25 protein-coding genes are annotated in these 26,418 nt (G+C 41.0%); 13 read left to right on the top strand and 12 right to left on the bottom strand.

What is annotated here, in order from left to right:
- Window positions 1-325: 325 nt before the first annotated feature.
- Together JZ787_RS17655 and JZ787_RS17650 are read right to left on the bottom strand one after the other, a co-directional pair.
- Window positions 326-919 carry a Maf family protein gene (locus tag JZ787_RS17655; protein ID WP_178927958.1) on the bottom strand — a complete coding sequence of 198 codons (594 nt, stop codon included), beginning with the start codon at window positions 917-919 and terminating at the stop codon, window positions 326-328.
- Window positions 916-1,302, bottom strand: a complete 387-nt coding sequence (locus tag JZ787_RS17650) for a DUF2237 domain-containing protein (RefSeq protein WP_004696950.1) — start codon at window positions 1,300-1,302, stop codon at window positions 916-918. Before JZ787_RS17650 ends, JZ787_RS17655 begins: the two co-directional genes overlap by 4 nt.
- 139 nt (window positions 1,303-1,441) lie before the next feature.
- On the opposite strand from JZ787_RS17650, the gene JZ787_RS17645 reads away from it, so the two are divergent.
- The 4 genes from JZ787_RS17645 to JZ787_RS17630 all read left to right on the top strand — a co-directional run bounded on the left by JZ787_RS17645 (window position 1,442) and on the right by JZ787_RS17630 (window position 5,163).
- The gene (locus JZ787_RS17645) at window positions 1,442-2,632 is read left to right on the top strand and encodes a phosphoglycerate kinase (protein WP_058869696.1); all 1,191 of its coding nucleotides are present in this window, start codon (window positions 1,442-1,444) and stop codon (window positions 2,630-2,632) included.
- Window positions 2,633-2,781: 149 nt separating this feature from the next.
- Complete coding sequence (locus tag JZ787_RS17640; RefSeq protein ID WP_004696954.1) at window positions 2,782-3,057, top strand: hypothetical protein; 276 nt, start codon at window positions 2,782-2,784, stop codon at window positions 3,055-3,057.
- A gap of 121 nt (window positions 3,058-3,178) precedes the next feature.
- The gene (fba, locus tag JZ787_RS17635) at window positions 3,179-4,216 is read left to right on the top strand and encodes a class II fructose-bisphosphate aldolase (RefSeq protein ID WP_004984718.1); all 1,038 of its coding nucleotides are present in this window, start codon (window positions 3,179-3,181) and stop codon (window positions 4,214-4,216) included.
- Window positions 4,217-4,305: 89 nt separating this feature from the next.
- Window positions 4,306-5,163 carry a DMT family transporter gene (locus JZ787_RS17630; RefSeq protein WP_339401011.1) on the top strand — a complete coding sequence of 286 codons (858 nt, stop codon included), beginning with the start codon at window positions 4,306-4,308 and terminating at the stop codon, window positions 5,161-5,163.
- Here the strand turns inward: JZ787_RS17630 and JZ787_RS17625 are convergent.
- Together JZ787_RS17625 and nfsB are read right to left on the bottom strand one after the other, a co-directional pair.
- Window positions 5,123-5,356, bottom strand: a complete 234-nt coding sequence (locus tag JZ787_RS17625; protein WP_346313001.1) for a hypothetical protein — start codon at window positions 5,354-5,356, stop codon at window positions 5,123-5,125. The genes JZ787_RS17630 and JZ787_RS17625 overlap by 41 nt on opposite strands.
- Before the next feature lie 101 nt (window positions 5,357-5,457).
- Window positions 5,458-6,111 carry an oxygen-insensitive NAD(P)H nitroreductase gene (gene nfsB / locus JZ787_RS17620; RefSeq protein WP_346312998.1) on the bottom strand — a complete coding sequence of 218 codons (654 nt, stop codon included), beginning with the start codon at window positions 6,109-6,111 and terminating at the stop codon, window positions 5,458-5,460.
- Between the two features lie 417 nt (window positions 6,112-6,528).
- Between nfsB and JZ787_RS17615 the strand changes: the two genes are divergently transcribed.
- On the top strand, window positions 6,529-6,756 hold the full coding sequence (locus JZ787_RS17615) for a transposase (RefSeq protein ID WP_346312997.1): 228 nt from the start codon (window positions 6,529-6,531) through the stop codon (window positions 6,754-6,756).
- A gap of 62 nt (window positions 6,757-6,818) precedes the next feature.
- On the opposite strand, the gene JZ787_RS17610 is transcribed toward JZ787_RS17615, so the two are convergent.
- Both JZ787_RS17610 and JZ787_RS17605 read right to left on the bottom strand, forming a co-directional pair.
- Complete coding sequence (locus tag JZ787_RS17610) at window positions 6,819-7,538, bottom strand: UDP-2,3-diacylglucosamine diphosphatase (RefSeq protein WP_346313000.1); 720 nt, start codon at window positions 7,536-7,538, stop codon at window positions 6,819-6,821.
- Between the two features lie 89 nt (window positions 7,539-7,627).
- A complete protein-coding gene (locus JZ787_RS17605) occupies window positions 7,628-8,137 on the bottom strand; it encodes a peptidylprolyl isomerase (RefSeq protein WP_346312996.1) in 510 nt (169 codons plus the stop codon).
- Between the two features lie 235 nt (window positions 8,138-8,372).
- Here JZ787_RS17605 and JZ787_RS17600 point away from each other — a divergent pair, with 235 nt between their 5' ends.
- The 3 genes from JZ787_RS17600 (at window position 8,373) to JZ787_RS17590 (ending at window position 11,664) form a co-directional block, all read left to right on the top strand.
- Complete coding sequence (locus JZ787_RS17600; protein WP_346312995.1) at window positions 8,373-10,091, top strand: glutamine--tRNA ligase/YqeY domain fusion protein; 1,719 nt, start codon at window positions 8,373-8,375, stop codon at window positions 10,089-10,091.
- A gap of 82 nt (window positions 10,092-10,173) precedes the next feature.
- Window positions 10,174-11,085, top strand: a complete 912-nt coding sequence (locus JZ787_RS17595) for a bestrophin family protein (protein ID WP_346312994.1) — start codon at window positions 10,174-10,176, stop codon at window positions 11,083-11,085.
- Window positions 11,086-11,202: 117 nt separating this feature from the next.
- Window positions 11,203-11,664, top strand: coding sequence for an SRPBCC domain-containing protein (locus tag JZ787_RS17590; protein WP_058869690.1), 462 nt, complete (start codon window positions 11,203-11,205; stop codon window positions 11,662-11,664).
- Here the strand turns inward: JZ787_RS17590 and JZ787_RS17585 are convergent.
- From JZ787_RS17585 to putA, 5 genes are all read right to left on the bottom strand, one after another.
- Window positions 11,658-12,197 (bottom strand): lecithin retinol acyltransferase family protein, encoded by a 540-nt coding sequence (locus tag JZ787_RS17585; RefSeq protein WP_078426565.1) that lies wholly within the window; start codon window positions 12,195-12,197, stop codon window positions 11,658-11,660. The two genes, JZ787_RS17590 and JZ787_RS17585, sit on opposite strands and share 7 nt — an antisense overlap.
- A 198-nt stretch (window positions 12,198-12,395) precedes the next feature.
- On the bottom strand, window positions 12,396-12,644 hold the full coding sequence (locus JZ787_RS17580) for a hypothetical protein (protein ID WP_346312993.1): 249 nt from the start codon (window positions 12,642-12,644) through the stop codon (window positions 12,396-12,398).
- 208 nt (window positions 12,645-12,852) lie between these two features.
- Window positions 12,853-13,077, bottom strand: a complete 225-nt coding sequence (locus JZ787_RS17575; protein WP_004984703.1) for a hypothetical protein — start codon at window positions 13,075-13,077, stop codon at window positions 12,853-12,855.
- A gap of 243 nt (window positions 13,078-13,320) precedes the next feature.
- Entirely contained in the window at window positions 13,321-14,403 is a 1,083-nt protein-coding gene (gene trmA, locus JZ787_RS17570; RefSeq protein ID WP_346312992.1) for a tRNA (uridine(54)-C5)-methyltransferase TrmA, read from the bottom strand.
- Window positions 14,404-14,670: 267 nt separating this feature from the next.
- Complete coding sequence (putA, locus tag JZ787_RS17565; RefSeq protein ID WP_346312991.1) at window positions 14,671-18,426, bottom strand: trifunctional transcriptional regulator/proline dehydrogenase/L-glutamate gamma-semialdehyde dehydrogenase; 3,756 nt, start codon at window positions 18,424-18,426, stop codon at window positions 14,671-14,673.
- 117 nt (window positions 18,427-18,543) lie between these two features.
- Here putA and JZ787_RS17560 point away from each other — a divergent pair, with 117 nt between their 5' ends.
- Entirely contained in the window at window positions 18,544-19,038 is a 495-nt protein-coding gene (locus JZ787_RS17560; protein ID WP_087528326.1) for an Lrp/AsnC ligand binding domain-containing protein, read from the top strand.
- A gap of 63 nt (window positions 19,039-19,101) precedes the next feature.
- Here JZ787_RS17560 and putP read toward each other — a convergent pair whose 3' ends face one another.
- Window positions 19,102-20,625 (bottom strand): sodium/proline symporter PutP, encoded by a 1,524-nt coding sequence (putP, locus tag JZ787_RS17555; protein ID WP_346312990.1) that lies wholly within the window; start codon window positions 20,623-20,625, stop codon window positions 19,102-19,104.
- 670 nt (window positions 20,626-21,295) lie between these two features.
- Here putP and JZ787_RS17550 point away from each other — a divergent pair.
- From JZ787_RS17550 to JZ787_RS17535, 4 genes are all read left to right on the top strand, one after another.
- Entirely contained in the window at window positions 21,296-21,442 is a 147-nt protein-coding gene (locus JZ787_RS17550) for a hypothetical protein (protein ID WP_205630083.1), read from the top strand.
- A gap of 340 nt (window positions 21,443-21,782) precedes the next feature.
- A complete protein-coding gene (locus JZ787_RS17545; RefSeq protein ID WP_346312989.1) occupies window positions 21,783-22,148 on the top strand; it encodes a hypothetical protein in 366 nt (121 codons plus the stop codon).
- A 140-nt stretch (window positions 22,149-22,288) separates the two neighbouring features.
- Window positions 22,289-25,747 (top strand): transcription-repair coupling factor, encoded by a 3,459-nt coding sequence (gene mfd / locus JZ787_RS17540; protein WP_346312999.1) that lies wholly within the window; start codon window positions 22,289-22,291, stop codon window positions 25,745-25,747.
- Between the two features lie 231 nt (window positions 25,748-25,978).
- A complete protein-coding gene (locus JZ787_RS17535) occupies window positions 25,979-26,413 on the top strand; it encodes an HIT family protein (RefSeq protein ID WP_004696995.1) in 435 nt (144 codons plus the stop codon).
- The last annotated feature ends 5 nt before the right edge of the window (window positions 26,414-26,418 follow it).

Below are 26,418 nucleotides of genomic sequence, written 5' to 3'. Positions count from 1 at the left end.
GATCAGTAATCAATTTTACAGCTTCATCTTTAAATTCTGGGGTATAACGTTGTCCACTCATAATGTTTTCTCCTATGCAAAAAGAATAGACCATATTTGTCTAGGAGAGTGGTGGCAGTCCAATTACGCTATACCGTAGTCTATTCATTCGAATGTACTTTAAACGACTCATTCAAGCTTATCTCTCAGCAAATTCGTCTAAAAAGCTTTGAGCGATTGGTCATAATTATATTAATGCTGTTGTTAAATTTAATATCAGAATTGAACGGCAACATCTGCTGCCGTTCAATTTATTGGGGAAGCAACTAAAAATACTGCTACAGAATTAAGGCACAAGCACTTTTAATTCACGCAGAATATGACACAACTGAATCATAGGCATACCCATCAATGTAGTTTGATCTTGTCCTATCATTTGTTCAAATAAGCTGATACCAAGGCTTTCACACTTGAAGCTTCCAGCACACATCAGTGGTTGTTCAACTTCAACATAACGCTGAATTTCAGGCAGTCCCAGTTTACGGAACTTAACTTTATAGTGCTCAACCAGACTACGTTCAAAACCTGTTGAATGTTGCTGCACGCTGAGTGCGGTACTGAAGTAGACAATCTTGTCCGAATTGGCCTGTAGCTGTTTAATGGCTTTTTCAGTACTCAATGGCTTCCCAATAAAAATATCGGGTGCACCTTCACGCCATGCCACTTGATCTGAACCAATCACGATTGCTTCAGGATTTTGTGACGCAATGACATGCGCTTTTTCAAAAGCCAGTCGCTTGGCTAAATCATCGGCGTGGCTTTCACCACGAGGCGATTCGTCTATATCAGGGACAACGCAGCGGTAGTCTAGACGTAAACGGTTCATGAGGTCTTTACGAGTTTGACTGCTTGATGCCAAGATAATTTCTGAAGTATTCATTCGACTGCATATTCCATAAGCACATTCAGCGGGACATAGGACAGTACAGCTTGATGGCAAGCTTGAACTTTAACAGGAGGCGCAAAACCGGCCTGATATGCTTCTACCCAACGGGTCACACAAATACACCAAAAATCGCCAGGTTGTAGACCTGGAAAGTCAACTTCAGGTACGGGGGTAATGAGATCATTACCCACTCGCTGAGAAAAATTTAAAAACTCAGAGGTCATTTCGACACAGATCGTGTGTTGTCCCAAATCGGAAGGTGCTGTATGACAAAAACCATTACGGAAATAACCCGTGATCGGGGAATAACAACAGCTGGATAAAGGTTCACCCAAAACGTTTAAACGGTTTAGATTTGGATCAGGATGAATAGACATAAGTGCTAAATCTAGTGAGACTTTTCACTATGATAGCAAAACTTTGCCTTTCGTTTGCTTTTCTGAAAAAGAAGCTAACCTTTTTCTGCATAATCATTTAAAATCGACGCGATTTTTATATATAGAAAGAGAGCTCTACATGAATTTTCAGCGTATGACTGACCTCGATTTAACGGGTAAACGTGTTCTTATTCGCGAAGATTTAAACGTTCCTGTTAAAAATGGTGTGATTACAAGTGATGCACGTTTACGTGCCGCTTTACCAACAATTAAAGCAGCGTTAGCACAAGGCGCAGCCCTAATGGTTTATTCTCACCTTGGTCGTCCAGTTGAAGGTGAGCCAAAACCAGAACAATCATTAGCACCTGTTGCTGCGTATTTGACTGAAGCATTGGGTCAAGACGTTCAATTAGTGACGGATTACCTTGATGGTGTTGAAGTTGCAGCAGGTCAAGTGGTACTCCTTGAAAACTGCCGTTTTAACGCGGGTGAAAAGAAAAACAATCCAGAACTTGCTGCAAAATATGCAGCACTATGCGATGTATTTGTGATGGATGCATTCGGTACAGCGCACCGTGCAGAAGCATCAACTGAAGGTGTGGCACGTTTAGCGAAAGTTGCGGCGGCTGGTCCTTTATTGGCGGCTGAGTTAGATGCACTTGGCCGTGCATTGCAAACGCCTGAAAAACCAATGGTTGCTATTGTTGCGGGTTCTAAAGTATCAACTAAGTTAGATGTGTTGACATCACTTTCTGATATTTGTGATCAATTGATCGTGGGTGGTGGTATTGCCAATACGTTCTTGGCAGCAGCAGGTTTCAATGTCGGTAAATCATTGTGTGAAAATGATTTGATCGATACAGCAAAAGCAATTGCTGCAAAAGTTTCTGTACCGCTTCCAACGGATGTTGTAGTAGCTGATGCTTCTGAAATCGATTTTGCAGACTTCTTGGGTTCATTGGCAGCAGCAAAGGCTGTCGTGAAAAAAGTTGAAGATGTCACTGACAATGACATGATTTTGGATGTAGGTCCAGAAACAGCAAAAGCATTTGCAGACATTCTAAAAACGTCGAAAACGATTCTATGGAATGGTCCAGTAGGTGTGTTTGAAGTCGATCAATTTGGCGAAGGCACTAAAACATTATCTTTAGCAATTGCTGAATCTGCTGGCTTCTCTATTGCAGGTGGTGGTGACACTTTAGCTGCTATTGATAAATACGAAGTTGCAGACAAAATTGGTTATATCTCAACCGGTGGTGGTGCTTTCCTTGAGTTTGTCGAAGGTAAAACACTTCCGGCAGTTGCAGCGCTGATAGAGCGTGCACAATAATTATTGTGTGCTCATGCTGTTGTAAAAAGGTTGACTTCGGTCAACCTTTTTTTATGGGCTTAACAAATCTATTCATCATTCAGTCATGAAAATGAAATAATGCTGAAATAAACTACAGGGCATTAAATCATCTGTTCTAGGAAAACATTATGAATTTAAAAATGACCCTTGCTGCACTTTTGTTAGCACCATTGGCACTGACTGCTTGTAAGAAAAATGAAGCACCAGAGCAAACTGCTGCGGCATCTGAAACAGCAGCAGTTGAAGAAGCTGTAACGGCTGAACAACAAGCGGCAATTGATGCGATTGATCAGCCAGAATTGGATGAAAAGAACAAAGACATTCCTGCTGAAGTTGCAAATGCACCTGCAGATGCTGCAACTGCGGATCCTGCGGTAGAGGCTTCGGCAGCCACAGCACACTAAATACATGCGAATTTCGTAAAAAGTCCCTGCAATTGCGGGGATTTTTTTTAAATAGTGTTATTTGTTGCTGAATTGAAACCTTTGAGCATGTAGAATATGTCGCATCAACTGGGAGGACATTATGGCTCTTATTTCATTGCGCCAGCTCTTGGATCACGCCGGCGAACATGCTTACGGCGTACCAGCATTCAACGTAAACAACTTAGAACAAATGCGCGCAATCATGCTTGCAGCAGATGCGACAAATTCACCTGTTATCGTACAAGCATCAGCGGGTGCGCGTAAATATGCAGGTGCTCCATTCTTACGTCATCTTATTTTGGCTGCAATTGAAGAATGGCCACACATTCCAGTGGTAATGCATCAAGACCATGGTACAGATCCAGACGTTTGCCAACGTTCAATTCAATTGGGCTTCTCATCTGTGATGATGGATGGTTCATTGGGTGCAGACGGTAAAACACCAACAACGTATGAATACAACGTTGATGTAACTCGTCGTACAGTACAAATGGCGCATGCATGCGGTGTTTCAGTTGAAGGTGAAATCGGTTGTTTAGGTAGCCTTGAAACGGGTATGGCGGGTGAAGAAGATGGTGTTGGAGCTGAAGGTGTTCTCGATCATTCTCAACTTCTCACTTCAGTTGAAGAAGCACGTCAGTTTGTTGCAGATACCAATGTCGATGCACTTGCAATTGCAGTAGGTACTTCACACGGTGCATATAAGTTCACGCGTCCACCTACAGGCGATATTTTGGCGATTGACCGTATTAAAGAAATTCATGCGGCGCTTCCAAATACCCACCTTGTGATGCACGGTTCAAGCTCTGTACCACAAGAATGGTTAGCGATCATTAACCAGTACGGCGGCGACATCAAAGAAACTTATGGTGTTCCTGTTGAGCAATTGGTTGAAGCAATTAAGCACGGTGTTCGTAAAATCAACATCGATACAGACTTGCGTTTAGCATCGACTGGTGCAATGCGTCGTATGATGGCTGAACAACCAAGTGAATTTGACCCTCGTAAATTCTTCGCGAAAACTGTAGACGCAATGAAACAAATTTGTGTTGACCGTTACGAAGCATTTGGTACAGCGGGCAATGCCGACAAGATTCGTCCAATTTCTTTAGAGAAAATGGTTGATCGTTATAAATAATTCTTTTTGAATGATTTATATTGGAAAAGCCCACCCTGATGTGGGCTTTTCTATGTGTGTAATATAAGTGAAAATAATAAGAGTGTGCTATGGAACTGATATTTGCTGCGGCCTGTTGTAGTGTGGTGGTCTCCATTCTTTTAAAATGGGGCAAAAACAAAGGATTTGATCCGATCCAGATGATCAGCTGGAACTATGCTTCAGCCAGTTTACTGTGTTACTTCTGGTTTAAACCTGATCTAAGCCACGTTTCTATTTCAAATACTCCGTGGTGGCTGATTGTAGCGCTTGGTGTCTTGTTGCCGAGTGTATTTTTATTTTTAGCTAAATCTTTACAATATGCAGGCATTGTCAAAACAGAAATTGCACAGCGTTTGTCTGTGATTTTATCTTTATTGGCGGCTTATTTTATTTTTCAAGAACAGTTTAATCAGCTCAAAATTGTCGGGGTAGTCTTGGGGCTTGCCGCCGTGATGTGCATTTTATTTACCAATGCCTCTGGTGGTGGAGAAGGTCAAAAACAGGCCGTGTGGTATCTAGCACTAGTCTGGTTTGGTTATGCGCTGATTGATGTCTTACTCAAATATACAACAGGGCTGGGTGTGCAGTTTTCTGTTGCGTTAAACCTGATGTTTATTTGCGCTTTTTTATTGTCAGTCGGTTATGTTGCCGTGACTACGAAAAATATCGGCTTAACCAAGAACGTCGTGGCAGGTCTATGTCTTGGGGTGTTGAACTTTGCCAATATTGCACTTTATGTCAAAGCTCATCTGCTACTCAAGGATAGCCCAGCGGTGGTTTTTGCGGGCATGAATATTATGGTGGTGCTGTTAGGCGTATTCAGCGGACTACTTTTCTTTAAAGAGAAGCTCAAACTCGCAACAGCCATCGGATTGGTGTTGGGTATTACAAGCGTGGCTTGTTTAGCTTACGCAATGTCTGTTTAAAATAGTTCTGCACAAAGGAAAAAGGGTGTTTGAACAGATCTTCAATCACTGCAATTCCTAATAACAGCCCTGGTTGCTCACAACTGGGGCAATCAGGATAGTGGGGGCGCATAATATGTTGATACTGACCTAAATAGATTTTATTGCAATGTGCACATTCAAATTTCATCGGCATATTGGGCTTAACAGACATCAGCAACCTCACTTTTTTTGTTTTTGACATTGAACATGATGAAGCAATTTTCAGGCCCAAAATATAAAAGGGACTGAAGTCCCTTTTATATACAAATAGCATTACAGCTGCGTGAAAATATCTTCTTTGCTTAAACGAGACTTTGGCAATTTTGCATTGAAGTCGGCATCACTCCGATAGCCTAGTGTGAGCAATACAGAAGGGACTAGACCTTGTTCGGTTAAACCTAGCTCTTCACTAATAATGGATTCATCAAAACCACCAATCGGTGTCGCATCAATTTTTTCAATACCTGCAGCCAATAGAATCTGACCTAAAGCAATAAAGGTTTGGTTTTCAGCCCAGCGCTGTATGTCACCTTTCTCATTGCGGTAATAGTTGACATAACCAGAACGACTGTCTTTTTGGCCTTGCTTAGCGGCATCATCTTTAAAACGACCATGTAGGTCATCTTGATGCAATAAATTTTCCAAATGTTGCTCAGAAATATCGGCTTTGGTGCAAAATAAAATCGTATGTGATGAATCTAGCACTTTGGGTGCATTGTATGCGTATTTACCCACTAGCGCTTTTGCAATCCGCTCTTTGGCGTTTGTGTTTTCTGCAATGAAAAAATGCCAAGGTTGGATGTTTATAGACGATGGCGTTAAGCGGAGAATTTCTAATAATCGAGTAAACTGTTCATGAGGGATCTTTCTATTTGGGTCATAAGCTTTGGTGGTATAACGACTTTTTGAAATATTTAGCAGATCCATAATCGCACTCAATTTATTGTTGATGTCTCATTCTAACCGATGAAAGGAGACTTGTGATCACGCTACAACTCGAACAGACTTAGATTTTAGTTGAATATGTGTACTGGCTGAAAACGCATTTAAGCGCCTGTGAATAAAGTATTTATATGAAAAGTTTTTTATTTCAAACAGATAAAATAATAAAAAAGTCATTCTATTAAAAAATGGGCTACTTTTGCTTAAATCTTGACAACCTAGTATAATGCAGACTACGAGTAGGTATTGTTCCTACTTTTCTATGATATAGCTGATTGTGATCTATCTGAGTTCAGGCATTTGGCTTGAATATCATCGTTGTAACTACAGAATTATTATTCAAAACCCGTTTTATTAATCTCTTTGTTCCATCACAAAAAGCTCACTTAGTGAGTTAAAATTTTGAAAACTTTAGATACATGGCGTGTTGCTACAGCCGTAAATGGTAGTGAAATCAATGTAAAATTGGTGCCACTTAAACGTCAACAGAATACAAATCACGGTTTAATTTGGGTTGAAGTGGGGCATATGATTCAACTTGAATCTGGCGAAACTCTTCCAATGAACTTAGATGGTTTGAGCTTTTATACCGGTGTTAATCAATTGTATCGTCTAAATGAGTTGAACTAAGGCGATAAGTACTTGAGTTAAGCATTATGTATAATATTGATTGGTATAGTAAAAAAATGGCATTAATACTGCCATTTTTTTAATGCCAAATTTTGTAGATGACCATTCGCATTAATTTCTAAAATCTGAGCTGAATCTTCTTTCCAGTCACCGAGTACAATTCTCTTTTTCCCATCAATATCATGAATATTGGCACGATGGGTGTGTCCGTGAATCAGTAAATCAGCATTGCTTAATGCTGATTGAACAGCATCTTGATTCACATCCATGACTTCATAGCTTTTAAACTGTTGTGCTTGACGGCTTTTTTTACGGAATCCATTGGCCAATTTTTGTCTAAAGTCAAGCGGTGTACTTTTTAAAAACTTTAGCAGAAGTGGATTACGGATGATTTTACGAAAACGCTGATAGGATACGTCGTCCGTGCAGAGCAAATCACCATGCTCAATACGTATGATGTGATCTGAAAGTTTGAGTGTGCAAACTTCGGCTAACAGTTGACCATTAAATTGGTCGAGGAACTGTTGTCCTAGGGCAAAATCACGGTTACCTGTTAAGAAATAGATGTGATTGCCTGCATTTGAAAATTGTTTTAAGGCGCGAATGATTTCATCTATCCAAGGGGCTGTGTAGTCGTCGCCAATCCATGCATTGAACCAGTCGCCTAAAATATACAGTTGGGTATTCTGGTTTTTATAAGCATCTAATAAATCTAAAAACCCCCGAACGAGTCGAGGGTGATCTGGTGACAAGTGTAAATCAGCGATAAACAAATAGGTCACGGAAGTTTCCATTTTAATTTAATCTCCCTAAATCCCTCTTTTAAAAGAGGGACTTCTTCCCTTTTCTAAAGGGAGGTTAGGAGGGATTCTTATTCAGAAATGATCTTAGCAGATTCAATCACAACGTTTTCTAGTGGAACGTCAGCATGGTAGCCACGGTTGCCAGTACGAACGCTTTTAATTTCGTTTACTACGTCTAGACCTTCAGTTACTTTACCGAAAACTGCATAACCCCAACCTTGTGCATTTTTGCCAGAGTGGTTAAGGAAAGAGTTGTTACCCACGTTAATAAAGAACTGCGCAGATGCAGAGTGAGGTGCTTGTGTACGCGCCATTGCAATTGTACCAAGGTCATTGGTTAAGCCGTTATCAGCTTCGTTTTCAATTGCATCACGTGTTGCTTTTTCTTTGAAGTTTTCATCCATACCACCACCTTGGATCATGAAACCATCGATCACGCGGTGGAAAATTACGCCGTCATAGAAACCGTCACGTACGTATTCTAAGAAGTTAGCAACAGTAATCGGTGCTTTTTCGTTGTTAAGTTCAAGAACAATACGACCTTTATTGGTGTTTAATTCGACTTGAGGAAAACTCATTGTGTAATCTCCTAATCATGGACATCAAAGCCATGGGTTTTTTGGTTGTGAGAAGCATAAGCAAACTGTAAACTACAAGGCAAGTAAAAACGTTATTTTCTTTGTAAAATAGATCAAATATCGTTTAAGGGGCTGTAAAATATTCATAAATCGACTGATAGATCAGTTAGAATTATGCTCGTATAGCAGGACCCTATTTTTCCTTAATTTTTTTCATCAAAGTGATTTTTAAACTATGAAGCCGAATGATGTTGTTTCAACACTGCCAAATAACCCGACACCAAGTAACAATGCCTCTGTCGCAGCGCAGCAAGAACAACAGCCAGGCTTAGACTTTGTTCGCCAAGTGATTACCGATGATTTGGCTGAAGGTCGTACGCAAAAAGTAGTCACGCGTTTCCCGCCAGAGCCGAATGGTTATTTACACATTGGTCACGTGAAAGCGATTTGCTTAAACTTTGGTATTGCCAACGAGTTTGATGGTTTTTGCAACCTACGTTTTGATGACACCAACCCAGATGCAGAAGAACAAGAATATGTAGATGGGATCGCCAATGACGTTAAATGGTTGGGTTTTGAATGGAATGGCGAACCGCGCTATGCATCAAGCTATTTCGATCAACTTCATGCATGGGCGATTCAACTGATTAAACAGGGTGATGCTTATGTGGATTTGCAGTCACCTGAAGAAATTCGTTTGAACCGTGGTAACTTTATTGAGCCAGGTAAAAACTCGCCTTACCGCAATACTTCAGTTGAAGAAAACCTTGCGCGTTTTGAAAAAATGAACAATGGCGAGTTTGCAGAAGGTGAAGCTGTTCTGCGTGCCAAAATTGATATGGCATCTCCAAATGTGCATATGCGTGATCCTATTTTGTATCGTGTACTCCATTCAGAGCATCACCAAACAGGTGATAAATGGAAAATGTACCCAATGTACGACTATGCGCATCCATTATCCGATGCAATTGAAGGCATTACTCACTCACTGTGTACTTTGGAATTCCAAGACCACCGTCCGTTTTATGACTGGGTGGTTGAGAAAGTTCACTCGGAAGCAGTACCACGTCAGTATGAGTCTAGCCGTTTAAATATCGACTATACCATTACCTCTAAACGTAAATTACGTAAGTTGGTTGAAGGTGGTTATGTGAATGGGTGGGATGACCCGCGTATGCCAACTGTTGTAGGTATGCGCCGTCGTGGTTTTACCCCAGAAGGTCTACGTGACTTCTGTAAGCGTGTTGGTGTGTCGAAGTCAGATGGTATTGTTGATGTTGCAATGCTTGAATATTGCATCCGTCAGTCTTTAGAAAATGTTGCGGCGCGCGGTATGGCGGTGTTGAACCCACTTAAAGTTACGCTCACCAACTTGCCTAACGATATGGATTTAACCCATTCACGTCATCCAAATGTCGACATGGGTGAACGTGTAATTCCGTTAACCTCTGAAATTTACATTGACCGTAAAGACTTTGAAGAAGAACCACCAAAAGGCTTCAAGCGTTTAATTCCGGGTGGTGAAGTGCGCTTGCGTCATGCTTATGTCATTAAGTGTGATGAAGTAATTAAAGACGAAAACGGTGAAGTGGTTGAGTTGAAGTGTTCAATCGACCCTGAAACCTTGGGCAAAAATCCAGAAGGTCGTAAAGTTAAAGGGGTGATTCACTGGGTATCTGCGACTAAAGGCATTCCTGCTGAAGTGCGTATTTATGATCGTCTGTTTACAGAGTCAGACCCTGAAGTGGGTGATGATTTCTTAGCGAACTTGAACCCTGATTCTTTGAAAATTGTACAAGCAGTGATTGAGCCTGCATTGGCGCAAGCACAGCCTGAAGACCGTTTCCAATTTGAGCGTGAAGGTTATTTTGTTGCAGATCAATACGACCATACAGCAGAGAAACCTGTGTTTAACCGTATTTTAGACTTAAAAGACAGTTTTAAGCCTAAATAAGCGCTGTTTGCTTGATGTGGATATAGATATAAGGCTCAACTTCGGTTGAGCCTTTTCGTAGCGAAACCAATAGGAATACACTGTGATCGTTCGAGATAAAACCAATAGCTTTGCATTACTCTTTGCTTGGCGCGGCACCATTTTACCGAAAGTGTTTCCGGCACTGATGGTCGGTGTTTTAATTTCAACACTGTTGGTTTATCTAGCGACTCAACATTACGTGACTGCTCCTGCAGTGCCTGTCATTGGTTTTACTGTATTTGGTGTGATTCTTTCGATTTTCTTAAGCTTTCGAAATACAGCGTGTTATGACCGCTGGTGGGAAGGGCGTAAGCTATGGGGCGCAATGATTGCCAACGCACGGCATATAATCCGTGATAGTTATGTCTTAAATGATGCAGAGCGTACAGTTTTGATGTATCGCGTGATGTTATTTAGTCATTTGCTTCGAGATCGTTTACGGCAGCAAAGTCATACCTATGACCACTATCAAGCCAAAGTACAACTGACAGTAGAGCAGTGGGAGGTATTGGCTACGCATATTAATCCACCGCAATATCTATTAGAGCTTACGCAGAAAGATCTGGCGGTGTTGTATAAGCGTGGTGAGATTAGCGATATTATTTACAGTATGTTGACCAAGCATACAGTGGCAATGGGCGATATTCACGCTGGTTGTGACCGTATTTCATCTACGCCGTTGCCATTTTCTTATTCGGTTTTGTTACACCGTGCCGTGTACTCTTTCTGTCTCATTTTACCTTTTAGTTTAAGTTCCAGTCTTGGTTTTTGGTCGCCTGTGATCGTGGCCTTAATTGCCTATCTCTTATTGGGTTTAGATGCATTGAGTGCAGAATTAGAAGAACCCTTCGGGCTTCAGGAAAATGACTTGCCTTTAGATGCTATTGTACGAGGCATAGAGCGTGAAATGCTGAGTTCTTTAAATGAGTCCTTGCCAGAACCAGTGAGTGCGCATAGAGCCAATTTAAGTTAAAGCAGTGAACAAATCCATAACAGAAAATCAGCAGATTGCCTGAGCCATAACAAATTTTCGATATGATTGGTTTGTTGAGATGTGCTATCACTGTTTAAAAGTGATAGGAATATAACAATGACTACCGTGATCGAAACTCAGATGTTGATTCGGCGTTCTGTCAATATTGTGTTTAATGCTTTTGTTGATCCACTCATAACCACCAAGTTTTGGTTTAGTCAGTCTTCGGGCTATTTAGAAAAAGGTGCAATGGTCGATTGGACATGGGATAAATACCAAATTACACATTCGACTCATGTCCTACAAGTCGTTGAAAATGAGTTGATCTGCATCGAATGGGGCACGCCTAAAACTAAAGTAGATTTTGTATTTGAAAAAATCGACAGCATGAATACCTATGTGATCATTCGAAACTATGATATTGAGTTACAGGGTAATGAGCTGATTCATTATGTGATGGATGCAACAGGTGGCTTTACTACAGTGCTAGATGGTGCCAAGGCATGGCTTGAATACGATATCCAGCTCAACTTGGTTGAAGATAAATTTCCACCTTTTGAACTGCGTTCACATCAGTGATCTTTTTTAGAGCGCTCTTCTTTAAACTCAAAATAGTTGCCGAGCTGCTGTTTGGCCTTATCACGTAATTTCTTTTTGATATAAAGCACCAAGGCAAAACAGGTGGTGGTGAGCGTTAACATTAGGCTGTTCATGAAACTCATCATAGAGCTGACATAGCCAATGGTGGTAAGTCGGTTCATCATTTTGATGACTTGGGGGCTACTTTCAACGCCTGTAATGGCCCACGTGCATAAGTGTTCACAGTTATTAATAATAAGATGGTAGTTGTTTTCATGCATGCGTGAGCGCATACGGCGAACCACTTTACGGCCTTTATATTTGGGATCTTGGTACTGATTGACTGTAATTTTGCGTCCATGGCTAAAGTTCTCGATGGAAGTGATTTCAATCGGGTGCTTTTTAAAAAGATGTGCAAAACCTGAATAATGGATCACACGTCCACGCCCAGCATATATGCCGTGATGCGTATAGCCAAAATGTTTGACTATAAGATGAGCCCCCAAGGGGTAGTGGACTTTTTGTTGTTGCATGCCTAATACGTGCTAATTCATTACAGTTGTCTTTTATCTGTATTTTAAAGCTTCTGCTGGGAATAATCGACTGTTTAGTGGGTTTCGGTTATTTGAGTTTACGATGATAAAAAATAAAAGAGACCGATTGGAAAGGAGTATCTAGCTTTTCTGATCGCATTAAAAAGGATGCAAGCATCCTTTTTTTAGAAGCGATGTTTATTGATCCACTAGGCCTAAAAGTGAGTTTTGGGTACTGCACATACGTGTTGCTTCTTCAGTGTTCATCGCTTTCACGTCTTTTTCAAATTTCTTTTTTTGTTCTTTGAGTTGTTCTTCAGGTAGACCCATCTGCGCGGCAAGTTTTTCCATTTTTTCCCAAGACTCAACACAAGCTTTCGGCATTTTGCTACATGCTGTTAAAGATAAAAGTGTGATACATGTGCTGACCATAAGTAATTTTTTCATTGCTTAAACCTTTAATTTTCAAACATTATTGATTTTTATATTGAGCCTGTAAGGTAACAAAAATTTAAGGCTTTGTATAATATTTAAACGTACACAGTGTGCTGTGCTTCATATACCTTGGTTTTTTATAGGCAGAGTGATGTGCAGCCATTAAAAAAGGCACTTAGATCAATCTAAGTGCCTTTTTGATGAATATTCAGTGACTCTACTACTGTAGAGGTCGATGCTGAAGTTCATTTAACTCCTTACGGCCATAGCCACGAGAAGCTAATACTTTTTTAATCCCAACAATCACGTCTTCATCGGTCGCTGTTTTAAGCTTTTCGATGAGCTGTTCATTGGTTTTACAAGAGCAGTCATTTTCAACACAAGCAATTTGATTTTTATGCTCGTTTTGCTGTTCATTCGAAAACAGCTTTTGCCAAAAACTCATATAGACTTCATTTACAACCTAACATAGGGTGAAATATAACCAATCTGTAAAATAATGCAAGTCAGCATGAGAGATAAAAGCAGCGATCGATGTCGAAAAATTCCGATTATAGCGCAAGGTATTAACGTTATTATGACAGTTGAAATACTTGCATTTTATATAAGCTTATCTTTTTTCATGAAATTTAAAAAAGAAGCTCATTTGAGCTTCTTTGTTTATACGGTTTAAGTTGCAACAAATTGTTTAAATTTTTTCTAGTAGAACCCCAGACTCGACATGGTGGGTATAGGGGAATTGGTCAAACAGCGCAAACTGTGAAATTTTATGGGTTTGGCTAAGTGTTTTTAAGTTGTCATGCAAGGTGTCCGGATTACACGAAATATAGATGATTCGTTCAAAACGCTGAATCAATTTCAAGGTTTCATCATCAATACCTGCACGCGGTGGGTCAACAAACACCGTATCGAACTCATAGCTGCTCATCTCGATATTTGCTTCTTGTAAGCGGCGGAATTCGCGTTCGCCGTTATAGGCTTGCGTGAAGTCTTCTGCCGATAAACGCGCGACTTGAATATTATCGATGTGGTTTTGTTCGATATTCCACTGTGCTGCATACACTGAAGACTTAGCCAGTTCAGTGGCTAAAACACGGTTGAAGCGGGTGGAAAGCGGTAGGGTGAAGTTACCATTGCCACAGTAAAGTTCTAATAAATCTTTATTTGAATGCTGTGCAGCATTGCAGGCCCATTCGAGCATTTTTTGGCAGACTTGCGCATTGGGCTGCGTAAAGCTGCTTTCAATTTGTTTGTACTGATATTTACGCTCAAAAACTTGTAGTTCTTCCACCACAAATTCATCGGTGAGTACCACTTTTTGACCACGGCTACGACCAATCAACTTAATATTTAATTTTTCTGAAAGTTGTTTGGCTAAAACCTGCCATTGTTCATCGAGTGGGCAGCGATAAATCAGCGAAACCAGCATTTCACCTTTTAAGGTTGCTAAAAAATGCACTTCAAATAAGCGTTTTGAGAGGAGATCATTGCTTTTTAATTCTGCCAATAAAACAGGCATGAGCTGATTAATACTGGCATCAGCGATTGGGAAGTCATCAATACGAATGACTTTTTTCTGGTTGTCTTCATCGCGTTCAAACATGGCATAAAACATATCATCTTCGGTATGCCAAATACGGAATTCTGCACGCATGCGAAAGTGTTTTTCAGGAGAATGAAAAACTTCAAGCGAAGGTGGAGTGAATTCAGCAAATTGAGCTGTAATTCGTTCAATTTTGGCGTCAAGTTGTTGTTGATAAGAAGAAGTCATATGCAGTAAAAATCGCAAACATATTGAAAAAAGAGATGGTAACAAAGTTTGCTGAATTAGCCTAAAGATATTCAGCAAAAGCGTGGGGTTTATTCATGTTACAGATGGTTTGATACTTTGCTATATCGGAAATTTTCGAGCAGATTAAGTCAAACCGAGTCGCATAAAAAATGCCAAGTAAACAGACCAGGAGATGTTGACTTGGCAATAGAGGAAACACAGTAATAAACCTGCAGTCCCAATGAGGACTACAGGTTTAAATTGGGCTTAGTTCAAAGTCATGAGACTTGCATTACCACCAGCAGCTGCAGTGTTAACACTAATAGCACGCTCAATCACAAAACGTTCCAAAGGAATGGCTGTTTGTGATGGGCTAAGGTGAGTAATGCCTACAATCGCACCTTGACGCTCAGCAATCTGCTGTTGCAGAGCTAAAAGCTGCGCCGTTGTACCATGATGTAATACTGCATCAAAAGCATCAGTTTTGATGTCTTTGATGACATGGAACGCTTGAGCCAATGCTTTAGGCATACTTGGCATGTGTTTTAACACAAAGCTGTTATCTGCGAGTACTGCTGGACGGCTACCAACTGCAAAAATCGCATTCAACTGTTGTAGTTGATCCGCTTCTTGTTCTGCTAATGACAAGACTGCATGACGCGGAATTACCATGTATTGGTTGCTTTCACCTGTTGGACCTTGCAGCTCGTAATGATGGCCTGAACAGAAGTTCTCAATTTTTGCCAATTTTACAGCTGGGAAGGTTTTAGCTGCCCACTCAAGGAACAATGTAGAGTTGCTGAACTCGACTTGAGGGTTTAAGACAGCACCTGTTGCAAATGGTTTATTTAACTTTTTCGCAGAACAGTTTTGCATTAGGCGATATAGATAAATTGGACCACCCGCTTTAGGGCCTGTACCTGATAAACCTTCGCCACCAAAAGGTTGTACACCGACAACTGCACCCACGATGTTACGGTTGATGTAGAGGTTACCTACTTCAGCATGGGTCATGACAGTTTGAATGGTTTCATCAATACGAGTATGTAAACCCATAGTGAGGCCATAGCCTTTGCTGTTGATGTGCTCAAGTAACTGTTTGAGTGAACCTTGGTTAAAGCGAATCACGTGCAGCACAGGACCAAACACTTCGCGCTCTAAATCATTGAGATTTGGCAGTTCAATTAATGTTGGTGTAATGAACGTGCCTGCATCTAGTTCAGAGTCTTGAGCATCATTACGCATCAACTGGTGTACGCGATGACCTTTTTGGCGCATTTTGTCGATGTGCTTTTGAATGTTTTCTTGCGCTTCAGCATCAATTACAGGACCAATATCTGTTTTAAGTAGATATGGGTTGCCCACTTGGAGTTGCTGCATTGCGCCTTTAAGCATTTGAATCACAGCATCAGCATTGTCTTCTTGTACACATAGTACGCGAAGGGCAGAACAACGTTGACCTGCGCTGTCATAAGCCGAACTTACAACGTCGAGTACAACTTGCTCAGTTAGTGCTGATGAGTCAACGATCATGGCATTTTGACCGCCTGTTTCAGCAATCAGAGGAATGCTTTCACCAGTTTTGCTCAAACGTTTTGCCACAGTTTTTTGCAAAATCTTAGCAACTTCAGTAGAACCTGTGAACATGATGCCTTGAACTTGCTCGGCTGCACTGAGTTGTGCACCCACAGTTTCACCGCGACCCGGCATCAACTGTACAGCCGCTTGAGGCACACCCGCTTGCCATAAGATTTGAATTGCTTGCGCTGCAATCAATGGTGTTTGTTCAGCTGGTTTAGCAATCACGGTATTACCCGCAACCAATGCAGCAGCGACTTGACCTGTGAAGATGGCCAATGGGAAGTTCCATGGGCTAATACACAGCATCGTGCCTAAAGGTTCAACTTCTGCGTTTGCATCTAGATCAATCATTTGCGTTGCATAGTAGCGTAAGAAATCTACAGCTTCACGAACTTCTGCAATTGCATTGGCATACGTTTTACCACTTTCACGGCAAAGTAAAACAATCAGTTCTTCTAAGCGAGCTTCCATTAAGTCAGCAGCGCGAAGTAGGTAACTTGCACGGGTGTCTTTAGCCGTACGTGCCCAAATGTCTTGAACAGCTTGTGCATTGTTTAATGCTTGCTCAACTTGTTCAGTTGTTGCTTCTTGTACATAACCGACAACATCTGAGTGACGTGCTGGGTTGATAATGCTTTGTGGAGCAACGGCGTCATTGGTCTGAATGTGCTCACCCATTGGTGCAGCAGACCATTGGTGCTTAGCAAACTGTTGAGCTGTTTGGTTCAGCTGAACTAATGCAGAGTCATTTGCAAGGTCTAAACCTTTAGAGTTTGCACGCAGCTGCCCATAAAGCTCAGCAGGAAGTGGAATCGAAAGGTGCTTTTGACCCACGATATTTTCACGTTTTGCACTGCTTAAAATGGTTTGAGTTGGGTTTTCAATCAAATCATCAATTGCGAGTGACTTGTCTGCAATACGGTTGACAAAAGAAGTGTTTGCACCATTTTCAAGTAAACGACGTACAAGATAAGCCAATAGTGTTTCATGGTTACCAACAGGCGCATAAATACGGCACGGTACACCCAGCTTTTTATCTTGCTTTTCACCAACTACTTGTTCATACAGTGGCTCGCCCATGCCGTGTAAGCATTGGAACTCATACTGACCCACGTAGTATTTTTCTGGGTTGGCCATTTCATAAATGGTCGCCAAGGTTTGCGCATTATGTGTTGCAAACTGTGGGTAGATTTGTTCTGGTGCAGCCAATAATTTTTTTGCACATGCGATATACGACAAGTCTGTATGTACTTTACGAGTAAATACAGGGTAGTCAGTCATCCCTTCAATTTGCGCTTTCTTGATTTCGCTGTCCCAGTACGCGCCTTTCACTAAACGGATCATTAAGCGTTTTTCGCTACGTTTAGCCAAGTCTACGATGTAGTCAACCACGTAGAAACAACGTTTTTGATATGCTTGGATAACGAAACCAATGCCTTTCCAGTCTTTGAGTTCTGGTTCAAAGCATAGGCGTTCAAGCATTTCTAAAGAAATTTCTAAACGTTCAGATTCTTCTGCATCGATATTTAAGCCGATGTTGTAGCCGCGTGCTAATTTAGCAAGAGTAAAGACTTTGCCGTACAACTCTTCATGCATACGTGCAACTTGCGCGCGTTGGTAGCGAGGGTGTAGAGCAGATAATTTAATTGAAATACCTGGGCCGTCATAAACATCTTTGTCTTTTGACGCTTGACCAATGGCATGAATGGCATCGGTATAGTCTTTCATATAACGATCAGCATCATGATCGGTCAGTGCCGCTTCACCCAGCATGTCGTATGAATAGCGGAAGCCTTTTTCTTCAAGACGTTCAGCGTGTTGTAATGCTTCACCAATGGTTTCACCAGTCACAAACTGTTCGCCCATCATACGCATAGCCACATCAACCGCTTTACGGATGATGCCACGCCCACTACGTGCCAATAAGCCTGTTAAAGTGCCTGATAAGCTATTTTGTTTTGGTGTTTCCATCAGTTTGCCAGTCAACATGAGACCCCATGCTGCCGCATTGACAAACATCAGGTTGCTTTGACCAACGTGCTCTTTCCAGTTGCCTTGGTTGATTTTGTCTTTAATCAATAGGTCACGTGTCGCCATGTCTGGAATACGAAGCAATGCTTCAGCTAAACACATCAGCGCGATGCCTTCTTGAGAAGACAGTGCAAATTCTTGTAAGAGACCCTGTACAATACCTGCTTTACCGCTGCCGCTTTTACGTTCACGTAAAGTATGAGCCAAATCAAACGCAAGTTCATGAATGCGTTGATTCATCTCGTCAGAGATTTTGCTGTGGTCTAATAAGTTTTGAACACAGTCAGTTTCGGCACGTCGCCAAGCGGTATTGATTTCAACTTCAAGCTCACTTTTTTCTTTGAATTCGGTAATATATTCAAATTGAGTTTGAGCTTCGTTGAAATGCGTATTGCTTTCCATCATATTCATGCCTACATCCTGTGCATACAATAATGTGTTGAGAGATCTATAGTAATTAATTTATGATTACAGAAAGAATGCCGAATAACTCACTATAATTTGTATGATATTTAGAGATTAATTCAGATGACGAGCCCAATTTTTAGCTTGGACCGAACAGATATCAAAATATTAGATATTCTTCAAAGAGATGGAAAAATATCGAATATTAAACTTGCCGAAGAAGTGAACTTATCAGCGACGGCTGCTTTGGCGCGGGTGCAAAAATTAACCAAGGAAGGCTTTATTCTGAGTTATGAAGCACGCTTAAATCCAAACATGCTGAATGCTAGTTTTGTAGTTTTTGTGGAGATACTTTTGGATAAAACCACGCCACATGTCTTGGACGATTTTCGCCATGCCGTGTTACAGCATGATGAAATTGTGGAATGTCATATGACTAGTGGGGGCTTTGATTTTGTGGTGAAAATTCGCTGTGCCAGTATGGATGAGTTCCGAAAAATCTCAGGTCAAGTCTTGTGGCAACTGCCGGGCGTTAAAGAAACGCGCAGTTATCCCGTGATGGAAGTCATCAAAGAAAGCTCACGTATTCAACTTAAGTACAAACCATTGTCGAAATAATTGAGTGCATGAGATACAAAAAAGGGGCTTTTAAGCCCCTTTTTTGTTGGTCTACACGTTCAATTAACGTTGTGTAGATTCTTCTTTCATTTCAGCCATGGCTTGTTTGTACATGCTGTCTGCTTGTTCAAAGCGTTGTACCACTTCTGCTTCAGGGGCTTTACCCATTAAGCTTACAACTACAATGCTGATCCAAGAGAAGATGAAGCCTGGAATAATTTCATATAGACCTAAGTGTCCTAATGCATTTTTCCATACAATTACAGTTACCGCACCAACAATAATACCTGCAATAGCACCATTCAAAGTCATGCGCTTCCAGAACAAAGACAAGATAATCAGTGGACCAAATGCCGCACCAAAGCCTGCCCATGCATAAGCTACAAGGCCTAAAACTTTACTGTCAGGGTTGCTTGCTAAACAAATTGCAAGAACAGCAACTGCAAGAACCATGAAACGACCCACCCAGACCAATTCTTTTTGAGAAGCGGTTTTACGGATGAATGCTTTGTACATGTCTTCTGTCAATGTTGTAGAACAAACCAGTAGCTGACAGCTTAATGTACTCATCACCGCAGCTAAAATTGCAGCTAAAATAATGCCTGCAATCCATGGGTTGAATAATATTTTAGTCAGTTCCATGAACACAGTTTCTGGGTTTTGAGAAACCACAGCCGCCAGTTCAGGGTGTTGTTGGAAGTAAGCAATCGCAATAAAACCTGCACCTACCGCACCACCTAAACATAAAATCATCCATGTCATACCAATGCGACGCGCAGCAGGAATTGTTTTCACAGAGTCTGCAGCCATGAAGCGCACTAAAATGTGTGGCTGACCAAAATAGCCTAAGCCCCATGCCAATGATGACAGGATGGCAACAGTACTGAGCTCAGAGACAATGTGCATTGCTTGTGGGCGAGCCGTTTCAAGTAGGACTGTGAACTGTGCAGCATTACCATCAATCGCAAGATAAGTCATAATTGGGGTAAGCAGCAGAGCAAAAATCATTAAGCCTGCTTGGAAGGTATCTGTCCAGCTAATTGCAAGGAAGCCACCGATACATACATAACTGATGGTTGCAATTGCGCTAATCCAAAGAGCAGTGGTGTAGTCCCAGCCAAAGATGCTTTCAAATAAACGTGAGCCAGCCACCATGCCGGAAGCACAGTAAATCGCGAAGAATACTAAAATAACGATCGCTGAGATCATACGCAAGATACGTTTACGATCTGCGAAACGACCTGTGAAATAATCAGGCAGGGTGAGGGCGTTGTTTTGGACTTCAGTGTGTACACGTAAACGTCCTGCAACCAATAACCAGTTGAGCCATGCACCAATGATCAGACCTACAGCAATCCACGCTTCAGACAAACCAGACAAATAAATTGCGCCCGGTAAGCCCATCAGTAACCAGCCACTCATGTCTGATGCACCTGCGGAAAGTGCAGTAACCACACTTCCTAAACTACGACCACCTAAGATGTAATCATCAAAGTTGTTTGTAGACTTGTATGCATACAAACCGATGCCAACCATGGCAATGATATAAACTAAAAATGTGACGAGGGTGGGGTTAATTTGACTCATAGGCATTCCTTGGCAAAATCCGACTTGGGAGATTTTTTAATCGCTTTGTTTGAGACGGCGATTCAAGCATAAAAATAAAATTACACTCTGTAACAGTTGTGAGGTGTTTTTGTATATTTTGTGTAATTATTAATTGTTTTTTAAAATTAAACAATAAGTTGTTGAAAATATGTTGTTTATTGGTCAATTATTATTCTTTTTTATAGGGTAAATGAAATTCTAAGCATTTATTTCGTAAAATCAGCAGGCTAGTTATAATTTATGATTTTATATTGCTTACGAAAAATTACATTACCTGCAAAATAGGCATATTTACATATAAAGTGTTTCATTTATGAAATGTATTTACAGTCGTGAAATAGGTAGAAAAGACGAATATTTCACCATTGAACTAATTTTGTTAAGGCATTCATACTTTGAATGCATTGGAAAACTTTCAAATTTCTAATTAGAAAATAGGAATTCAATGGCATTTTCTGCTTGCTTTGGAACAAGTGAAAATAGAGTCGGTATAAATTACCTGCAAATTTGACAAAATTTCTCCTGAAATTGTGCAGGCCATTGCGGGGGCATGTGAGCAATTGGGCCAACCATCTGAAAGTTGGTTACACGCTTTTCCCTTGCATCTAACCATAGATGCCTATAAAGGTGGAGTGGGCACTTCAATTAAATGGATAGCAACGAAGTGCTGGCCAATCTTGCATTGGAGCATCTATCACTTCCTCAAGGTAAATATGATTTTATTTTCAAAAACGATCATGTCAATAAATATCAATCGACCAATACTTTCTACAGTGGCGCTATGTTTAGCAATTAATTAGTGTTGGTATTCTCACTTTGTTTAATCGAATCTTAGGTCATGCGAAATGTGATGAAATGGGTAAACAGTGTATTGCGGAAAACAAAACAGTTCAGTGAGTGGTATTGGAGAAAGGGTTGTTGACTTAATAACCCTTAGGTCACATTTTCTCATTTGAAACTTGGCTGCTGAGGTGACGCCTAAGGTTGTATCTTTAGCATAAGTTCGCTAGAACATTTATAACTATATATAGGTATAAACGTAGTCAATGCGCTGCTTTTATACTTTTTAGCCGATACACGCTAACAAAAGGTAGCAGTTAGAACTACAATATGCTTGAGTGAAGAACCATGATTAGATGTCTATGCTGAGTAAATTAAGCCAATTATTTAAATTAAAGAAAGATGCGCCAGAACAACTTTTTTTGCAGCAGCATCAGATTGAATATGATGATGAAAAAGGCTTTATCATTGAAGGTATTGTGCTAAATGCCATACATGCTGAACGTTTGGCCTATTTTTCAAATCGTAGAATTAGTCAGTTTAATGACCTTAATGCACTTTTTTATAGTGCTATGCTAATCAATGAAAAGATCGACTTGGAAATTGCCAATGAACGATTTGTCGCACGTTTAGGTAATAATCTAGAAAACTTAACTGAGTTAAAGCGAATGATTAAGCTACTTAATGACTATTATTACCAGTTTATACGTGACAAAAAATAAGTCTTTTAAAAGCCATAAATTTGAGTTGTAAAAAGGACTTAGCGCTAGATTGATGTTGTTCTTGTCGTGAAAAATAACATGCAGCGAGAGGACATCATGCTAGTATATGACGCATGTTTTTAAACGCTAAAGCCATGTCCATGTTCCAAGAAGAAATCTCCCAACTGAATGTGCAACAACTAAAAGCAGGCGAAAAACGTTGGCTGGGAAATTTGCTCGGCTCTTCAGCTGCATTATTCATTCAAACGTTAAGCACACAAAATAAAAAGCTTTTTGTAGTTGTGGCAAAAAATAATCAACACTTAGCACAACTCGAAAGTGAATTTGAATTTTACGGTATTCGACCGACCATTTTTCCAGACTGGGAAATTCTGCCTTATGATCGTTTATCTCCTCATCAGGATATTGTGTCTGAGCGTCTCGCAATTTTATCCAATATGCCGCAAACAGGCGTCTTACTGATTTCGGCTTCGACCTTGGCGCAGCGTGTAGCGCCGACGTCGTGGGTGTTGGGAGAACACTTTGATATTCATGTTGGTCAAAAGTTTGAGTTGGAACAGCAAAAGAAGCGTTTAATTCAAGCAGGCTATCATTTGGTCGACACAGTATATGACCATGGTGAATTTGCGGTTCGGGGTAGCATTATGGATATCTATGCCTCAGGTCAAGCTGCACCAATTCGCATAGATTTATTTGATGATGAAATTGAAACCCTTAAATTTTTTGATCCTGAGACGCAGCGTACTACGCAAAACTTAAAACAATTTTCCGTATTACCGGCTAAAGAGTTTCCGCTGAAAGAGGCACGCAGCATCTTTCGTGATCGCTATGCAGAAATGTTTCCGACGGCAAATCCAAAGAAAAATCCAATTTATCAGGATGTGTTAGAAGGAATTGCATCGCCAGGGATTGAGTTCTATTTCCCACTATTTTTCAGTGCAGCGCAGATGGAAACCCAAAGTACACTGCTTTCGTATTTACCAAGTCATTCCATTGTCATTACAGATAAGCAGGTTGATGATGGTTTAGATAGTTTTTGGAAAGAAATCGATCGACGTTATGAAGACCGTCGCCATAATGTTGACCAGCCAATTTTAGCCCCTAACCATCTTTTTATTTCGACCAATCAAGTTTTAGAACAGCTCAATACCTTTCCCCGCATTATCGCTTCAGTCGAGGCTTTTGATTTAAAAGCAGGTGTGATCAATTTAAACACTGAGCTTCCGCCACGTTTAGCGGTCGATCCTAAGCATGAAAAGCCCTTTCATGCGGTTAAACAGTATATTGATGCTGCTAACCATCCAGTATTACTGGTTGCTGAAAGCGCGGGGCGTCGTGAAACTTTAAAAGATGCCTTGCGTGCAACATTGGGAGATATTTCTAATGTCGAGAATTTTGCGGAATTTCAAAAATCCTTGCATGCCATTGCAATTACCAGTGCGCCCTTAGAGCGTGGCTTGGTATTAAAAGACAGCATTAGCATCATTTCTGAAAATCAGTTGTATGAGCATCGCGTTGTACAGCGTCGTCGTAAACGTCAGCAAGAGGTTTCGGAAGAGTTTCTCATCCGCAGTTTGGCTGAACTGAGCATGGGTGCGCCGGTGGTGCATATCGACTATGGTGTAGGGCGTTATGCGGGCTTAGTTACTTTAAGCATTGATGCTCAAGACTATGAGTTCTTGCAGCTCGATTATGCCGATGCTGCCAAAGTTTATGTTCCCGTCACCAATTTACATTTGATCAGTCGTTATAGTGGCGGTGATCCAGACTTGGCACCCTTGCATAAGCTGGGTACTGATGCTTGGAGCAAAGCAAAGCGCAAAGTGTTGGAGCAAATCCATGATGTAGCAGCGGAGTTATTGCATATCCAAGCTCGTCGTCAAGCCAAACCAGGTTTTGGTTTTGAGTTAGATCAAGGTCAATATATGCAGTTTGCCAGTGGCTTTGCCTATGAGGAAACACTCGACCAAGCCAATGCGATTGAGGCGACTTTGTATGATATGCAATTGGCTAAACCCATGGATCGCTTGGTTTGTGGCGATGTGGGTTTTGGCAAAACCGAAGTTGCGATGCGCGCAGCATTTTTAGCGGTACAGAACAATAAACAGGTGGCTGTTTTGGTGCCGACGACGTTGCTGGCTCAACAGCATTATGAGTCTTTTAAAGACCGTTTTGCAGACTGGCCTATTCGTATCGAAGTTTTATCACGTTTTGGCAGCAGTAAATCACATACGAAAACGATTGAGGATTTAGCTGAGGGCAAAGTCGACATCGTGATTGGTACGCATAAAATTCTACAAGAAGGTGTCCAGTTTAAAGACTTAGGCTTGATGATTGTGGATGAAGAACACCGCTTTGGTGTACGTGATAAAGAGCGGATTAAAGCGATGCGTGCAGATGTGGACATGTTGACTCTGACTGCAACTCCAATTCCACGGACTTTAAATATGGCCTTTAGTGGCATGCGTGATTTATCGATTATTGCCACACCACCTGCACGACGTTTAGCGGTAAAAACTTTTGTGCAAGAACATACGGGTGATTCAGTTAAGGAAGCCATCTTGCGTGAGTTACTGCGTGGTGGCCAAGTTTATTTTCTACATAATGAAGTCGAAACCATCGAACGTGCAGCGGAGACTCTTCGAGAATTGGTCCCTGAGGCACGTGTGGCTGTTGCACATGGTCAAATGCGTGAACGCGAGTTAGAACAAGTCATGCAGCAGTTCTACCATAAAGAATATAACGTGCTGGTTTGTTCAACCATTATTGAAACAGGGATTGACGTTCCGAATGCCAATACCATTTTAATTGAACGGGCAGATAAGCTGGGTTTGGCGCAGTTGCATCAACTACGTGGGCGTGTAGGGCGCTCGCATCACCAAGCTTATGCCTATCTGTTGGTGCCATCCATCAAAGGGTTGAAAGGCGATGCTGAAAAACGTCTAGATGCGATTCAGCGGGCATCGACATTAGGTGCGGGTTTTATGTTAGCGACGGAAGATTTAGAAATTCGCGGAGCGGGAGAGCTACTCGGCGAGCAACAAAGTGGTTCCATGCAAGCCATTGGTTATAGCTTGTATATGGAGATGCTTGAAAAGGCGACCAAAGCCATTCAAAAAGGCAAAACCCCGAACTTCGATGCGCCACTCTCACTGACCGCAGAAATCAATTTACATATGCCAGCTTTGATTCCAGATGAATATCTGGGAGATGTCCATCAGCGTTTATTGTTCTATAAGCGCATTAGTAATACGGACAGTCAAGAAAAACTCGATAACATTCGTATGGAGTTGATTGACCGTTTTGGGATACCACCACAACCTGTGAAACAGCTTTTTGCTGTGCATCAGATGCGTTTGAAAGCGGAAACACTGGGTATTACCAAAGTGGATATTGCTGCCAATGGTGGTGCGATTGAATTTTCACCAGATACTCCTGTTCAGGCGATTAGTATTATTCAGATGATGCAAAAACACCCGACCTTTTTTAGGATGGAGGGTGGTCAGCGCTTAAAAGTCATGGTGATGCTAGAGGAATATGAAAAACGGATTCAATTTATCAATGACTTATTGGAAAGTTTGTTGAAAGAATTGCATTAAAATTTAGCTTTAATTTGCTGTGATTTCATACAGATATCAGGTCTTTCTTGCGGACTTGCGCTATAAAAAGAAAGACTTGATTTTTTGATGAAATTTATTAAAGTAATAAATGTGATGTAGTTCAAAGTAAAACGTAGTTTATTTGTGTTGAAACACATTGCTTGCAATATTCACCTCTGATTGGATGTGATAGTATTAGCCATTATTCTAATTTGCATCATTTATAAAGATATGTTTAGTTTGCATCCACAACTTGCTCAAGATACGTTTTTTGTAGGCGACTTTCCACTTTCAACATGTCGCTTAATGAATGATATGCAATTCCCGTGGCTAATTTTAATTCCACGCGTGCCAGGCATCACTGAGTTATATGAACTCAGTCAAGCCGACCAAGAACAGTTTTTACGTGAGTCAAGCTGGTTATCAAGCCAATTGGCTCGTGTATTCCGTGCTGACAAAATGAATGTTGCTGCTTTAGGTAACATGGTTCCGCAGCTCCATTTTCACCATGTTGTACGTTATCAAAACGACGTCGCATGGCCAAAACCAGTTTGGGGTACACCCGCTGTTCCTTATAGCAATGAAGTGCTTGCGCATATGCGTCAAACTTTAATGCTTGCACTACGTGGTCAAGGTGATATGCCATTCGATTGGCGTATGGACTAATACAC

It is taken from the genome of Acinetobacter sp. BWR-L5 (assembly GCF_039655985.1).
Classification (GTDB): Bacteria; Pseudomonadota; Gammaproteobacteria; order Pseudomonadales; family Moraxellaceae; genus Acinetobacter; species Acinetobacter johnsonii.
This window is presented reverse-complemented; position numbering and strand designations above follow the sequence as displayed.